Origin of the sequence: Roseomonas gilardii subsp. gilardii (assembly GCF_023078375.1) — a bacterium.
Taxonomy (GTDB): domain Bacteria; phylum Pseudomonadota; class Alphaproteobacteria; order Acetobacterales; family Acetobacteraceae; genus Roseomonas; species Roseomonas gilardii.
In genome coordinates, this window is the sequence record NZ_CP095554.1 from 1,128,962 (window position 1) to 1,142,247 (window position 13,286).

Genomic DNA, 13,286 nt, shown 5'->3' on the forward strand with positions numbered 1-13,286 from the left:
AGCTCCGCCCCGCACCGGCAGGAAAGGGCACGCGGATGGCGGCGGAAGAAGGCTATGTCGCGGACCTCGCCCCGGTCGTCATCCTGCTCGGCGCGGCGGTGGTGGCGGTGCCAGTCTTCCGCCGCCTGGGCCTGGGCTCCGTGCTCGGCTACCTCGCCGCCGGCCTCGCCATAGGCCCCTTCGGCCTGCGCCTCGTCGCCGAACCCGGGGCGGTGCTGCACATCGCCGAACTCGGCGTCGTCATGTTCCTCTTCATCATCGGGCTGGAAATGCAGCCCTCCCGCCTCTGGGGCCTGCGGCGGGAGATCTTCGGCCTCGGCGTCGCCCAGGTCTGCGCCTGCGGCGCCGTGCTCACCGCCATCCTCTGGCTCGCCGGCTTCGCCCCCGCCGTGGCCTTCGTGGCCGCCATGGGCTTCGTCCTGTCCTCCACCGCCATCGCCATGCAGGTGCTGGAGGAACAGGGGGAGGTCTCCACCCCCGCCGGGCAGCGCATCGTTTCCATCCTGCTGCTGGAGGATCTGGCCATCGTGCCGCTCCTCGCCCTGGTCGCGATCCTCGCCCCCGGGCATGAGGCGGAGGGCTCGCGCTGGGCCTCCATCGGCCTCGCCCTGCTCTCGCTCGCCGCCCTGGTCGCGGCCGGCCGCTGGCTGCTCAACCCGATGTTCGCCCTGCTCGCCCGCGCCGGGGCGCGGGAGGTGATGACCGCCGCCGCCCTGCTCGTCGTCCTCGGTGCTGCGCTGGCCATGGAGCTCGGCGGCCTTTCCATGGCCATGGGCGCCTTCCTGGCCGGCGTCCTGCTCTCGGAATCCACCTTCCGACACCAGCTCGAAACCGATATCGAGCCCTTCCGCGGCATCCTGCTCGGCCTCTTCTTCATGGGCGTCGGCATGAGCCTCGACCTCGGCGTGCTGCGCAGCGACGGCCTGCTCATCCTGGCCGGCGTGGTCGTGCTGATGCTGGCCAAGTCCGCCATGGTCTTCCTCGTCGCCCGCCTCTCCGGCGCCGGGACGCGGGAGGCCGTGCGCCGCGCCGCCGTGCTCGCCCAGGGCGGCGAGTTCGCCTTCGTGCTCTATGCCGCCGCCGGTGCCGCCGGGCTGGTCGATGCCCGCACCGGCGCGATGCTCACCGCCCTCGTCATCCTCTCCATGGCGCTCACCCCGCTCGCCGTGCTGCTGGCGGAGAAATGGCCGGAACGCGCCACGCCCTCGATGGAGGGCATCGAGCGGCTGTGCCGATTCCCTGCATGGCGACGCGCTGATCATCGGCTTCGGCCGCTTCGGCCAGGTCGCCAGCCAGGCCCTGCTGGCGCGGGGCTTCACCGTCTCCACCATCGAGACGGATGTGGAGATGATCCGCGCCGCCGCCCGCTTCGGCTTCCAGGTCTATTACGGCGATGGCACCCGCCTCGACGTGCTGCGCACCTCCGGCGCCGGCCGTGCCCGCGCCATCCTGGTCTGCACCGCCGACCGCGCCACCACCGACCGCATCGTCACCCTGGCGCAGGAGGAATTCCCCCAGGCGAAGCTCTATGTCCGCGCCTATGACCGCGGCCACACGCTGGAGCTCATCAAGCGCGACGTGGACTTCGAGATCCGAGAAACCTTCGACGGCGCCCTCGCCATGGGCCGCGCCGCGCTGGAGGGGCTCGACGTGCCGGAGGAGGAGGCCGCCGAGATCACCGCCGAGGTCCGCCGCCGCGACCGCCAGCGCCTGGACATCCAGCTCTGCGACGGGCTGCTCGCCGGGCAGGAGCTGATGTACGGCAACCGCCCCGTCCCCGGCCCGCTCACCCCGCCGCGCCGGCTTGGCCAGGCCCTCAACCCGGAGGCCGAGGCCGCCATGCGCGCCGCCGAGAACGCCCGCGCCGCGGAAGGCACCGCCGCCGGGGGCAGGGACTGATCCGCCCTGGCGCCCGTGGCCCGGGGGGAAGGCTCCGCCTTCGCCCCCGATACCCCCATCCGCCAGGACGCTGCGCGCCCTGGACCCGGTTCGTTGGCGCCTGCTGCGGCCGGATCGCGCCGGAGAGCTTGGCTCTCCGGCGACTGCGGCCGCCACGAGCGCGGGCATGGTGTTTTCCTCCTTGAGTGCCCCACCTGTCCGCCGCGCTTCGGGATGAAGCCGCGGGGTTGGCGATCACCACCCAGAGCCAGCTCCCGGGGTCCAGGGCCCGCAGGGTCCTGGCGGAGTGGGGGCCGGGGGGAGAGGCAGGGCCTCTCCCCCGCCGCCGGCCGGCAAAGGCCCGGGCGCGGGCGGGCCGGTCTACTCCGCCGGTTCCGCCAGCGCGACCTTCGGCGCCGGTGGCAGGCGGCGCAGCAGGTAGAGCATCAGCACCATGGCCGGCAGCGCCGCCAGGGTGGTCATAACGAAGAAGCTCTCCCAGCCCAGCCGGGCGGCGAGCCAGCCGGAGGAGCCGCCGATCGTGTGCAGCGGCAGGGCGGCCAGCGAGGACAGCAGCGCATACTGGGTCGCGGTGAAGGAGCGGCTGGTCAGGCTGCCGAGATAGGTGAGGAAGGCCGCGTCGGCGAGGCCGCCGGTCACGTTCTCCACCCCCACCTGCAGCCACAGCATCCCCATGTCGTGCCCGGCCCGCGCCAGCGCGACATACATCAGGTTGGACAGCATCTGCCCCAGCCCGGTGATCACCAGCGCCCTGGCCACGCCGATGCGCCGGATCAGCCAGCCGCCCGCCAGCGCGCCGAGCAGCGTCGCGAAGAGCCCGAAGACCGAGGAGACCTGCGCCACGTCGAGGCGCGAGAAGCCCAGCTCGCGATAGAAGGGCGTGGTCATCACATGCGCCAGCGCCTCCCCCAGCTTGTAGAGCGAGACGAAGCCCAGGATCGCCAGCCAGGCCGGCCGCCGCATGAAGTCCAGGAACGGGTCCACCATGCCCGAGCGCATCCGCCGGGCCCAGGGCAGCGCCCGCAGCGGCGCCTCCGCCGGGCGCGGTGCGAAGGCGGTGGCGACGAAGCCCACCATCAGGATCAGCGCGGCGCACATGGCATAGGCGCCGGCCCAGCCCGCGAAGCCCACCGTCGCCAGCGCCCCGGCCCCCGCCACCAGCAGCGCGCCGCGATAGCCCCAGACATAGCAGGCGAGGCCGTAGCCCTGCTGCGTCTCCTCCAGCACCTCGATGCGGTAGGCATCGACGACGATGTCCTGCGAGGCGGAAAGGAAGGCCACCAGCACGGCGAGACTGGCCATCCAGCCCGGATGCGCCACCGGGTCGGTCAGCCCCACGCCCAGGATGGCCAGCGCCAGCAGCGGCTGGATCGTCCCCAGCCAGCCGCGCCGCTGCCCCCAGCGCCGGAACAGCGGCGGCGCCGCCTGGTCCAGCAGCGGCGACCACAGGAACTTCAGCGAATAGGACAGGCCGATCAGCGCCGTCAGCCCGATGGCGGTCAGGTCCACCTGCGCCTCGGACATCCATTGCCGGAGGACGAAGGCGGTCAGCGGGAAGGGCAGCCCGGCGGAAAAGCCGAGCGCCAGCATGACGAGGAAGCGGCGGTCGATGATCTTCACCGCCCCAGCCTGCCCCAACCGGCCCGCCGCTGGAAGCGCCGCGCCGTCCTGGCCGGGCGGATGCCGGCGGGGTGGTGGTCCTAGGCCAGGGCCTTGCGCGCCACCACGCGCCGGATCGGCCGGCCCGAGGACAGGCTGTCGGCCTCCTCATCCAGCAGGATGCCACCCGCCTCCAGCATCTCCAGCACCGGCCGCGGGTCGAGGGCCGCGTAGAGCCTCCCATACCCGTCCCGCCGGTCCGTCCCCTCCGTCACCCGCCAGCTCAGATAGAGCACGCCCCCGGGTACCAGGATCTCCAGCATCCGCGCCACCGCCGGCACCACGGTGGCGGGCTCCAGATGCATGATCACCGTCTCGCAGAGGATATTGGCGAGGCTTTCCGGCGCGATCCCCTCCAGCCCGGGCAGCACCGCATGGCGGAAGCGGATCGCTGGATGCCGCCGCCGCGCCTCCGCCAGCAGGGCCTCGGAGGCGTCGAACCCTTCGGCTGGATAGCCTTGTTCCCACAGCCAGGCGGCATCGCGCCCGCTGCCGCAGCCGATATCGGCGGTGGGGCCGGGCAGGAAGAACCGGCGCACGGCATCGTGCAGGTCGCTGGGTGCCGGCTGGGCCTCCCATTCCGCCGCGAAATCCGGCGCGACCCGGTCATAGGCGCGCAGCGTCGCCTCATCCATGGCTGTTCCCCTCCGCGGTTCATCCGGCCACCGGCACGTCCCCCTCCGGGCGGCGCCCCGGCTTCATGCCGCCATGCGCGCGTCCCGCAGTGCCTCATAGGCTTCCCGCACCGCCGAGGGCCCATGCGCGCGTTCCAGCCGCCGCACGGTGAAATGCGCCCGCGCCACGTTCCGGAAATGCTCCAGGAAGGAGAGGTTGATCGCCGCCCCGGCCGCCGCCCCCAGCACCGGCACCGCCTGGGCCGAGAGCTTCAACCCCACCGAGGCGGCGAAGCGGCCGGCGATGCGCGCCAGGAAGCCCGGCATCACCGCCGCGCCGAGATTGGTGACCGCGTTCGGCAGCACCTGCGCCAGGGCGATGCGGGCGGCGAAATAGCTGCTCTGGGCCGGGTCGTCGTCCAGGTCCTCGCTGCCCAGGGCGAAGACCTTCAGGCACTCCGCCTGCACCATCGGGTCGGACAGGTCCTCGCCCTGCTCCGCCGCCTCGGAGGCGATCTGGCGCAGCAGGATGGTGGTGGCGACCGGCAGTTCCGTCAGCGTCCCCGCCAGCCCGAAGGCCCCGCCCGCGACGCCCGAGGCCGCCGCCAGCCCGCGATGCAGCCAGTCCGGCGCCAGCCCATGCGGCGCCCGCCCGGGCTTCGAGCGCAGGGCCGCCTTCCAGGCGGCCTCGATCGCCCGCCGCACGGCGCCGTCCATGCCGGCCTGCAGGAATTCCGGCAGCCGGCGCTTCAGCGCGGAAACGGGCGTGCCCGCCATCGCCGCCATGCGGGCGGCGAGGGAGGGGTTCTCCAGGATCCGCACGGCCCCGGCCAGTTCGGCGCGGGCCTCGGGGGTAAGAGGCGCGGCGGTGAGGGCGGTGGAAGGGGATGTGTTCATCTCGACAGGCAAATGGCCCTGGCGCCTCGTGGTTTCAGCGGTCCCCGCCTGCGAAAGCCGGGTTTTCGCACCGTCTCCCGAATCCCGTCCGTCGCCGCCCCGTGTTCCTCCGGCCACGCCGCCCCACCGTTCCGCCTCCGCACCTCCGCCAGCAGCGGCCCCGCGATCGCCGCCACGCCTTGTTGATGCCGCGATCCCGGCGCATGCGGGCAAGGATGGGCGGCGAGGGGGAGCGAGTCGCCGTGGACCGGGTGTGGCCATGCCGCAACCCTTCCGCAGCCATCCCCCGGCTATAGCCTGCCCGGGAGCGGGAGCATGGCCAGGATCGCACCCCGGCCCATTCCCGCCGCCCGCCGGTGAACCATTGGGGGAGGCTCATCAGGAAGGCCCATGGCGAAACGAGCGCTCTTCTTGCTGCCGCTTCTGCTGCTGCTCTCGGCCTGCGGCCCGCCCGCCTATACCAGCCGCTTCGTCTGGGATGGCCGCCGCGGCTATGACGGCAATGGCGACTACGGCTACGACACCGCCGCGGCCGGGGCCTCCCGTGCCGAGGCCCGCAGCTACCTCTCCCACGCCGCACGCTCCTACCGCGCCCCCGGTCCGGAGGGCGATCCCTGGGGCCCGCATATCCGCGAGGCCGCCAGCCGCTTCGGCATCCCGGAACGCTGGATCCGCGAGGTCATGCGCCAGGAATCCGCCGGCAACCCCACCGCCACCAGCCGCGTCGGCGCCATGGGGCTGATGCAGGTGATGCCCGCTACCTACGACATCCTGCGCAGCCGCTACGGCTTGGGCTCCGACCCCTATGAGCCGCGCAGCAACATCATGGCCGGCGCCGCCTATATCCGGGAGATGTCGGACCAGTTCGGCGCCCCGGCCTTCCTCGCCGCCTACAATGCCGGGCCGCAGCGCCTTTCCGACTACCTGGCGGGCTACTCCGAACTGCCGGGGGAGACGGTCAACTACCTCGCCCGGATCGCCCCGCGCCTGGGCACCGAGGTCGCCATGATCGGTCCGCTCGCCGGCTTCGCCACCGGCTCGGGCACGGCCTATGCCTATAACGACCCGGCCAACCGCGCCTTCGACGGCGGCGGCCTCGTCACCGCCTCCACGCCCACCGGCAGCTATACGGGGACAGGTGGCGGCACCTCCTATGCCGGCCGCTCCCCCGCCACCACCCGCCTGGCCAGCGCCCGCCGCCCGGCCACGGGCACCTATGCCGCGCCGCCCTCCTACGCGGCGGAGGACCCCGCCAACCGTGCTTATGACGGGGTCTATGACGGGGGTGGGCCGGTCGCCGAGGGTGGCGCCCATGCCTATGACGACCCGGCCAACCGCGCTTTCGACGGCGGCGGCCTCGTCACCAGCCTGAGCCCGACCGGCAACCGCACGGGCGAAGGGGGCGGCAATCCGGTGATCCCGGCCTCCTATGCGTCCCAGGAGCCCGCCTACGCCGCAACACTCCCCGCCCAGGCTCCCGCACAGGCTCCCGCACTGGCCCGCGGCGCCCTCCCGTCCTGGACCGGCAGCGCCCAGGCCGCCGAGGCCCCGCCGGCGCGGCGGCCGGTTCCCGGTACCCTGGCCCTGCCGGCCCGCTATGGCGGCGCCGCACCAGCCACCGGGGGAGGGGGCGGCTGGGGCATCCAGGTCGGCGCTTTCCCCGATCCGGCCATCTCCCGCGCCGCTCTCTCCGTCGCCCGCTCGCGCACCAGCGGCCTGCTCGCCGGTGCCCAGGACAGCATCACCCCGGTCAGCCACAACGGCACGCTCTACCGCGCCCGCCTGACCGGCCTTTCCGCCGAAAGCGCCGGCAGCGCCTGCCAGCGCCTCCAGGGCAGCGGCATGCCCTGCTTCACCGTCCCGCCGGGGTCCTGACACCTGCCGGCTTCCGGCGGGGCGTGCGTTTCCGGCCCCGGGGAAGCCAGCACCTTCCCCAAGGGCGGCAGGCGAAGCACCGTCCTTCTCCCCGCCTCTTGCGCGGCGTTGCGGAAAACAGCACCTCTTTCCGCTTTCAACCGACCCCCCGGTCACCCCAGATTAGGCAAGACCATGGCTTCCCCCTCCCTCTGGCCCCGCAGACGCCGGACCCGTCCTTTGCCGAGCTGCTGGCGCAGCGGCCGCAGCTCACCGCCCATGCGCAGGACGGGCTGTGCCTGGAGGAGGTGCCGCTCGCCGCCATCGCGGCCAAGGTTGGCAGCCCGACCTGGGTCTATTCCGCCAATACCCTGCGCCGCCGTGCCCGCGCCCTGCGCGAGGCCCTGGCCGGGGCGGGGCTCGACGCCTCGATCCACTACGCCATGAAGGCCAATGACAACCTCGCCGTGCTGCGCCTGCTGGGCGCGGAGGGCCTGGGCACCGATGTGGTCAGCGGCGGGGAACTGCATATTTCCGAGGCCGCCGGCATCGGCGCCGGCCGCAGCGTCTTCTCCGGCGTCGGCAAGACCGGGGCCGAGATCCGCACCGCCCTCGCCGCCGGCATCTTCCAGATCAATGCCGAAAGCGCGGAGGAGGTGGAGATGCTTTCCGCCATCGCCGCATCGATGGGCCTCCTGGCCCCGGTGGCGATCCGCGTGAACCCGGACGTGGATGCCCGCACCCACGCCAAGATCACCACCGGCAAGGCCGAGAACAAGTTCGGCGTGGCGCTGGACGATGCCGCCGCCCTCTATGCCCGCATGGCCTCGCTGCCCGGCATCCGTCCGGTCGGCATCGCCGTGCATATCGGCTCGCAGATCACCGAGGGCATGTCCGCCTACCGCGCCGCCTATGCCAGGGTGGCCGAGCTCGTCACCGCGCTGCGCAACCGCGGCCTGCCGGTGGAGCGGGTGGATTGCGGCGGCGGCCTCGGCATCCCCTATCGCGACGAGACCGCGCCGCTGCCCGAGGCCCTGGCCGGCGCCATCGCCAGCACGCTGGGGCCCCTCGGCCTGCCGGTGATGATCGAGCCCGGCCGCTGGATCGCCGGCCCGGCCGGGGTGCTCCTCTCCCGCGTGGTGCTGGTCAAGCGCGGTGCCACCCGGCGCTTCGTGGTGCTGGATGCGGGGATGAACGACCTGATGCGCCCGGCCATGTACGAGGCCTGGCACGGCATCCTCCCCGTCGCCCCGCATGCCTTCCACGCCCCGCTCTCGCCCGCCGACGTGGTCGGCCCGGTCTGCGAGACCGGGGACACGTTCTCACGCGGCAGGGGCTTGCCCGAACTCGCCGCGGGCGATCTCGTGGCCTTCCTGGATGCCGGCGCCTACGGGGCCTCGATGTCCTCCACCTACAACGCGCGTCCCCTCGCCGCCGAGGTGCTGGTGGACGGGGCGCGCTGGGCCCTGGTGCGGGAACGCCAGAGCCTCGACGACCTGCTGGCCCACCAGCGTCTGCCGGAGTGGATGGGATGACGGATCTGCCAGAGGGCGTATCCCGGAAACTGACGCGCCAGCGGCGCCGTGCGCGGCTGGCCCTGCTCTGGGAATCCCTCTGGCCCCGGGCCTGGCCGGTGCTCGGCGTGCTCGGCCTCTTCCTGCTGGCCGCCTTGTCCGGCCTCTTCCTGATCCTGCCTCTCTGGGCGCATCTCCTGCTGCTGCTGGGCTTCGTGGCGGCCCTGGCCTGGGCCGCCCGGCGCGCCATCCGCGGCTTCGCCGCCCCGGCCCCGGCGGCGGCCGACCGCCGCATCGAATCCGCCTCCGGCCTGCGCCACCGCCCCCTCGCCACGCTGGGTGACCGTCCCGCCGGGGAGGACCCCGCCGCCCTCGCCCTGTGGCAGGCCCATCTCGCCCGGCAGGCGGAACGCCTCCACGACCTGCGCGTCGGCGCCCCCCGCCCCGGCCTGCCGGCGCGGGACCGGCGGGCCCTGCGCCTCGGCCTCGTGGTGGCCCTGGCGGCGGGCTTCGTGGCGGCGGGGGATGAGGCGGGCGAGCGCATCCGCCGCGCCTTCCTGCCCAGCCTGGGCCAGCCAGCCCCGGTCCCTGGCCTGAAGCTGGAGGCCTGGGTGACGCCGCCCGGCTATACCGGCGTGGCGCCGATCTTCCTGCAACCGGGCGGCCCTGGCTTCACCGCCCCCGCCGGCTCCGCGCTGCGCGTCGCCCTGTCCGGCGGCCAGGGCGGCACCCCGGAACTGCGCCTGGGCGGCAAGGACCGCAGCTTCGGGGCGCTGGACCGCGACAGCTACGGCATCGAGGTGCCGCTGGAGAATGGCGGCCGCCTCGCCATCCGCCGCGACGGCGCCGAACTGGCCGGCTGGGAGGTTTCCGTCCAGGCCGACGCCCCGCCCAGCATCGCCTTCGCCGAGCCACCCGGCCCGGCGCCGCGCAGCCACGCGCTGCGCCTGCCCTGGGCCGCCGAGGACGACTGGGGCGTGACCGCCGCGCGGGCCGAGATCCGCCTGGAGGCCCGCCCGGGCGCCGAGCCCCTGACGGTGCCGCTCACCCTGTCCGGCAGCAACCCGCGGCAGCAGCGCGGCACCGCCCAGCCCGACCTCAGCGCCCATCCCTGGGCGGGGCTGCCCGTGCAGATCCGGCTGGTGGCGCGCGATGGGGCCGGGCAGGAGGGCCACTCGGAAGAGGTGCCGGTCATCCTGCCGGAACGGCCTTTCAACCATCCCGTGGCGAAGCTGCTGATCCAGTTCCGCCGCATGCTCTCCCTCTCGCCGCAACTCCGTGGCCCGGTGGTGGCGGGGCTGGAGGGCGTGCTCTCCTCACCGGAGGCCTTCGACGACGACACCACCGTCTTCCTGGCGCTGAGCACCGCCCGCAGCCGCCTCATCCGGGACCGCCGCCCCGAGGCGGTGGACGAGACCCAGGCCATCCTCTGGGACACCGCCCTGGCGCTGGAGGAGGGGCGGACCGACCGCACCGCCCGCGCCCTCGCGGAAGCGCGCAAGGCCCTGGAGGAGGCGTTGCAGCAGCGCGACCCGAACCAGAGCGAGGCGGAACGCCGCGCCGGGATCGAGAAGCGCATCCAGGAACTGCGCGCGGCGATCGACCGGCACCTCCAGGCCCTGGCCGAGAAGCTGAGCCGCGAGAATGGCGAAGCGATGCCGCGCGAGGACGCCCGCCGCCTGGACAGCCGCGACCTGGACCGCCGCACCCAGCGCATGGAGGAGGCCGCGCGCCAGGGACGCGAGGAGGACGCACGGCGCGAGCTGGCGGAGATGGAGGAGATGCTCAAGGCCCTGGAGGAGGGCCGCGTCGCCCGCGCCGACCGGGAGCAGCAGCGCCAGCAGAACCGCCAGCGCGGCCAGGGCCAGATGAGCGTGATGCAGGACATGGTGCGGCGGCAGGCGGAGCTGCTGGACCGCGCCCACCGGCGGGAGCAGGACAGCGAGGCTGGGGAAGGCCAGGACCGCCCCCCCGGCCCGATGGGCCAACAGAACCCGGCGAACCGGCCGATGCCCTTCGGCATGCAGCAGCGCCCGGGAAGCCGCGACCCCTCTGCACGGAACCAGCCGGGCAGCCAGCAGGACCGGAACCAGGCCGGCCACGACGGGCAGCAGCCCACCGATGCCGAGGCGCAGCGCGACGGGCGCACCCAGCGCGCCCTGCGCCGCGCCCTGGGCGAGCTGATGCAGCAGTTCGGCGACCTGACCGGCGAGATCCCCGAACCGCTCGGCCGCGCCGACCAGGCGATGCGCGAAAGCGCCGAGGCCCTCCAGTCCGGCCGTGACTCCCAGGCGCAGCAGCAGCAGGCCCTGCGCGAGCTGACCGAAGGCGGCCGCCAGATGGCCCAGGCGATGCGGCGCCAGTTCGGCCAGGGGCAGCAGGGCGAGGGAGAAGGCGAGGGCGAGGAGGGCGACGGTCCCGGCATGGCTGGCAACCAGCCCGGCAACGGCCAGGACGGCGGCCTGGGCCAGGATCAGGCGAGCGGCCAGGGCCGTGGCCGCGACCCGCTCGGCCGCTCCACGCGCGAGAATGCGGGCTCAGCCAATGACGGCAACGACACCCGCGTGCCCGATCAGGCCGAGATGCTGCGCACCCGCCGTATCCAGGAGGAGTTGCGCCGCCGGGTCGGGGAGCGCGAGCGCCCGGCCCAGGAACTGGACTACTACGACCGCCTCCTGCGCCAGTTCTGAGAGCCCTTCGCCGTGGCGCCTCGTGGCTGGCCCCCGGAACCCCCACTCCGCCCATGACCATGATGGGGGACCGAAGCCGGTCCCCGGACCCCGGGCTATCGTGGGCGCTGATGGGTGCCGTCAGCCTGACGCCTGATCCCTGGGAACTGGCGGAAACGCGGGGCTCCCGAAAAGAAGAAAAGCACCTTGTCCGCGCTGGCGGCACCCGCGGTCGCCGGAGAGCCATGCTCTCCGGCGTGCCCCGGCTGACAGCAGGCGCCAACGAATGGGGTCCAGGGCGCGCAGCGTCCTGGCGGATAAGGGGGGCGGGGGAAAAGGCGGAGCCTTGTCCCCCGGGACAGAGCAACGCCCGACGTGAAGCGCGGCCTCAGGCCGCGAGCCATTCCGCGAAGCCGGCGGCCACGGCTTCCGGGGCTTCCAGCGACGGCAGGTGGCCCACGCCGGGCAGGAGGATCGACCGTGCGCCCGGCACCGCCCCGGCGATCTCCCACATCCGGTCGGGCGGGCAGAGCCGGTCTTCCTCGCCGCTGATCAGCAGCACCGGCACCTGGATCGTGGCCAGGCGCGGCCGGCTGTCGGCACGGTGGATCAGCACCGAGGTCTGTTCCCGCAGCACCGCCGGGCCGAGCGTGTTGGCCATGTCGCAGAGCAGGTCGAAGAGCGCCGAATCCTCTCGCCGCGAGGCGGGCACCGCATCGGGCCAGAACTCGCGCGCCACCATGGTGCGGGCGCCCTCGCGCTCCATCGCCTCCAGCAGGCGGAAGCGAGCCGGTGCCTTCTCCGGCGCGTCCGGCCGCGCATCCCCGGCCAGCAGGGCGAGGCGCGTGATCCGATCCGGCGCCTGCGCCACCATCTCCAGCGCCACCATGGCCCCCAGCGCCGCCCCCGCCAGGGCGAAGCGCGGCGGCGCGTCGCGCAGCAGCCGCGCCGCGAGGTCGGGCGCGCTGCGCGCCCCGCGCAGCGCCGCCACATGCGCGCCGGCATAGAGGTTGCGATCCGGAACCAGGACCCGCAACCGCTCCTGCACCGGTCCCCAGAGCCGCGCGTCGCACATCAGTCCGGGAAGCAGCAGGAGCGGTTCGGCCATGGGGGTCAAACGCTCCGCGCCGCCGCCAGGTTGGCCCGCGCCGCGCCGGCGAGGAAACCGACATCGTAGCCGGGGTTCACGAGCTGGAAGCCCTCCTTCGCCCGCCGCGCCGCCGCTGGCCCGTCGGAACAGAAGATGCCGGCGATCTTCCCGGCGGCGCGGCTGCGGGCCAGCACATGCGCGATGGCAGTGGCGGCGCGCGTCCCGGCCTCGGGCTCCGAGGAGGGGCGCTCGCCCATCTCGATACACAGGTCGTTCGGCCCGATGAAGATGCCGTCGATCTCCGGCAGGGCGAGGATCGCGTCGATCTCCGCCACGCCGCTCCGGGTCTCGATCATGGCCAGGGCCAGGACCTCGTCATTCGCATGCTCGAAATAATCCGGTCCGCCATAGAGCACGCCGCGCGCCGGGCCGAAGGAGCGTCCGCCGCGCGGGCCGTAACGGCAGGCCTCCGAGAAGCGCCGCGCCTCCTCCGCCGAGTTCACCAGCGGGCAGATGACGCCATAGGCTCCGGCATCGAGCACCTGCATCACCAGCCCCGGGTCGTTCGAGCGCACCCGCACCAGCGGCTGCGTCGGCGTGGCGGAGATCGCCTGGAGCATCGCCGCCGCCGTCTCGAAGCCGATCAGCCCGTGCTGCATGTCCACGGTGAGGCAGTCATAGCCCACATGTCCCAGCAGCTCGGCCGCATAGGGGGCGGGAAGGCCGCACCAGCCGTTCATCGCCACCCCGCCCTTGCGGGCGATCTCGCGGACGCGGTTCGGGCGCATCAGCGGCCCTCCCGCCCGGCGGTCCTCGCCAGAGCGTGCCGAAGGGGGTGCCAAAGGGGGTGCCCGGGAACGGATGCGATGGGGATCGATGCTGACATGGGCGTTCCTTTCCGGCCGCCCGGCCCGGGATGGGGCCGGGGGCATGGAAGGCTCTCCCCGTAACGTCCGGGCACAGTCAGCCCGGACGCGGCGCGGGCCTTCCTTGTTCCAGCGAGGCTAGCGCAGGACAGGGCCGCGAAGAAGCCCGCCGCCCGTTCATATCGGGGTGGCGGAACGCGGGGCGGGAGGATGAGGCGCCTCCC

The 13,286-nt window shown here is 73.7% G+C and carries 9 protein-coding genes and 1 pseudogene; 5 read left to right on the top strand and 5 right to left on the bottom strand.

Annotation, left to right across the window (positions count from 1 at the left end; translation table 11 throughout):
• Positions 1-35: 35 nt before the first annotated feature.
• Together MVG78_RS05175 and MVG78_RS05180 are read left to right on the top strand one after the other, a co-directional pair.
• A pseudogene (locus tag MVG78_RS05175) lies at positions 36-1,103 on the top strand (monovalent cation:proton antiporter-2 (CPA2) family protein); the annotation flags it as partial.
• Entirely contained in the window at positions 1,102-1,899 is a 798-nt protein-coding gene (locus MVG78_RS05180) for an NAD-binding protein (RefSeq protein ID WP_247558829.1), read from the top strand. The pseudogene MVG78_RS05175 and the gene MVG78_RS05180, both read left to right, overlap by 2 nt.
• Before the next feature lie 360 nt (positions 1,900-2,259).
• Here MVG78_RS05180 and MVG78_RS05185 read toward each other — a convergent pair whose 3' ends face one another.
• The 3 genes from MVG78_RS05185 to MVG78_RS05195 all read right to left on the bottom strand — a co-directional run bounded on the left by MVG78_RS05185 (position 2,260) and on the right by MVG78_RS05195 (position 5,069).
• Positions 2,260-3,519: an AmpG family muropeptide MFS transporter gene (locus MVG78_RS05185; protein ID WP_345892860.1), complete on the bottom strand. Its 1,260-nt coding sequence runs from the start codon at positions 3,517-3,519 to the stop codon at positions 2,260-2,262.
• Between the two features lie 80 nt (positions 3,520-3,599).
• Positions 3,600-4,193: a class I SAM-dependent methyltransferase gene (locus tag MVG78_RS05190; RefSeq protein WP_247558833.1), complete on the bottom strand. Its 594-nt coding sequence runs from the start codon at positions 4,191-4,193 to the stop codon at positions 3,600-3,602.
• A 63-nt stretch (positions 4,194-4,256) separates the two neighbouring features.
• Entirely contained in the window at positions 4,257-5,069 is an 813-nt protein-coding gene (locus MVG78_RS05195) for an EcsC family protein (protein WP_247558834.1), read from the bottom strand.
• 390 nt (positions 5,070-5,459) lie between these two features.
• Between MVG78_RS05195 and MVG78_RS05200 the strand changes: the two genes are divergently transcribed.
• The 3 genes from MVG78_RS05200 (at position 5,460) to MVG78_RS05210 (ending at position 11,127) form a co-directional block, all read left to right on the top strand.
• Complete coding sequence (locus MVG78_RS05200) at positions 5,460-6,944, top strand: lytic transglycosylase domain-containing protein (RefSeq protein WP_247558835.1); 1,485 nt, start codon at positions 5,460-5,462, stop codon at positions 6,942-6,944.
• Between the two features lie 191 nt (positions 6,945-7,135).
• Positions 7,136-8,458 carry a diaminopimelate decarboxylase gene (lysA, locus tag MVG78_RS05205; protein ID WP_247560315.1) on the top strand — a complete coding sequence of 441 codons (1,323 nt, stop codon included), beginning with the start codon at positions 7,136-7,138 and terminating at the stop codon, positions 8,456-8,458.
• Positions 8,455-11,127: a TIGR02302 family protein gene (locus tag MVG78_RS05210; RefSeq protein WP_247558837.1), complete on the top strand. Its 2,673-nt coding sequence runs from the start codon at positions 8,455-8,457 to the stop codon at positions 11,125-11,127. The genes lysA and MVG78_RS05210 overlap by 4 nt, the downstream gene beginning before the upstream one ends.
• 367 nt (positions 11,128-11,494) lie before the next feature.
• On the opposite strand, the gene MVG78_RS05215 is transcribed toward MVG78_RS05210, so the two are convergent.
• Both MVG78_RS05215 and MVG78_RS05220 read right to left on the bottom strand, forming a co-directional pair.
• A complete protein-coding gene (locus tag MVG78_RS05215; protein ID WP_247558839.1) occupies positions 11,495-12,214 on the bottom strand; it encodes an alpha/beta fold hydrolase in 720 nt (239 codons plus the stop codon).
• 5 nt (positions 12,215-12,219) lie between these two features.
• Positions 12,220-12,984 (bottom strand): HpcH/HpaI aldolase family protein, encoded by a 765-nt coding sequence (locus MVG78_RS05220; protein ID WP_247558841.1) that lies wholly within the window; start codon positions 12,982-12,984, stop codon positions 12,220-12,222.
• Between the last annotated feature and the right edge of the window lie 302 nt (positions 12,985-13,286).

Bases quoted from the DNA above. Each gene is read 5' to 3' on its own strand.
- MVG78_RS05195 (WP_247558834.1), bottom strand. From the start codon at position 5,069: ATGAACACATCCCCTTCCACCGCCCTCACCGCCGCGCCTCTTACCCCC.
- MVG78_RS05190 (WP_247558833.1), bottom strand. From the start codon at position 4,193: ATGGATGAGGCGACGCTGCGCGCCTATGACCGGGTCGCGCCGGATTTC.
- MVG78_RS05210 (WP_247558837.1), top strand. From the start codon at position 8,455: ATGACGGATCTGCCAGAGGGCGTATCCCGGAAACTGACGCGCCAGCGG.
- MVG78_RS05180 (WP_247558829.1), top strand. From the start codon at position 1,102: ATGCCCGCACCGGCGCGATGCTCACCGCCCTCGTCATCCTCTCCATGG.
- MVG78_RS05215 (WP_247558839.1), bottom strand. From the start codon at position 12,214: ATGGCCGAACCGCTCCTGCTGCTTCCCGGACTGATGTGCGACGCGCGG.
- MVG78_RS05200 (WP_247558835.1), top strand. From the start codon at position 5,460: ATGGCGAAACGAGCGCTCTTCTTGCTGCCGCTTCTGCTGCTGCTCTCG.
- MVG78_RS05220 (WP_247558841.1), bottom strand. From the start codon at position 12,984: ATGCGCCCGAACCGCGTCCGCGAGATCGCCCGCAAGGGCGGGGTGGCG.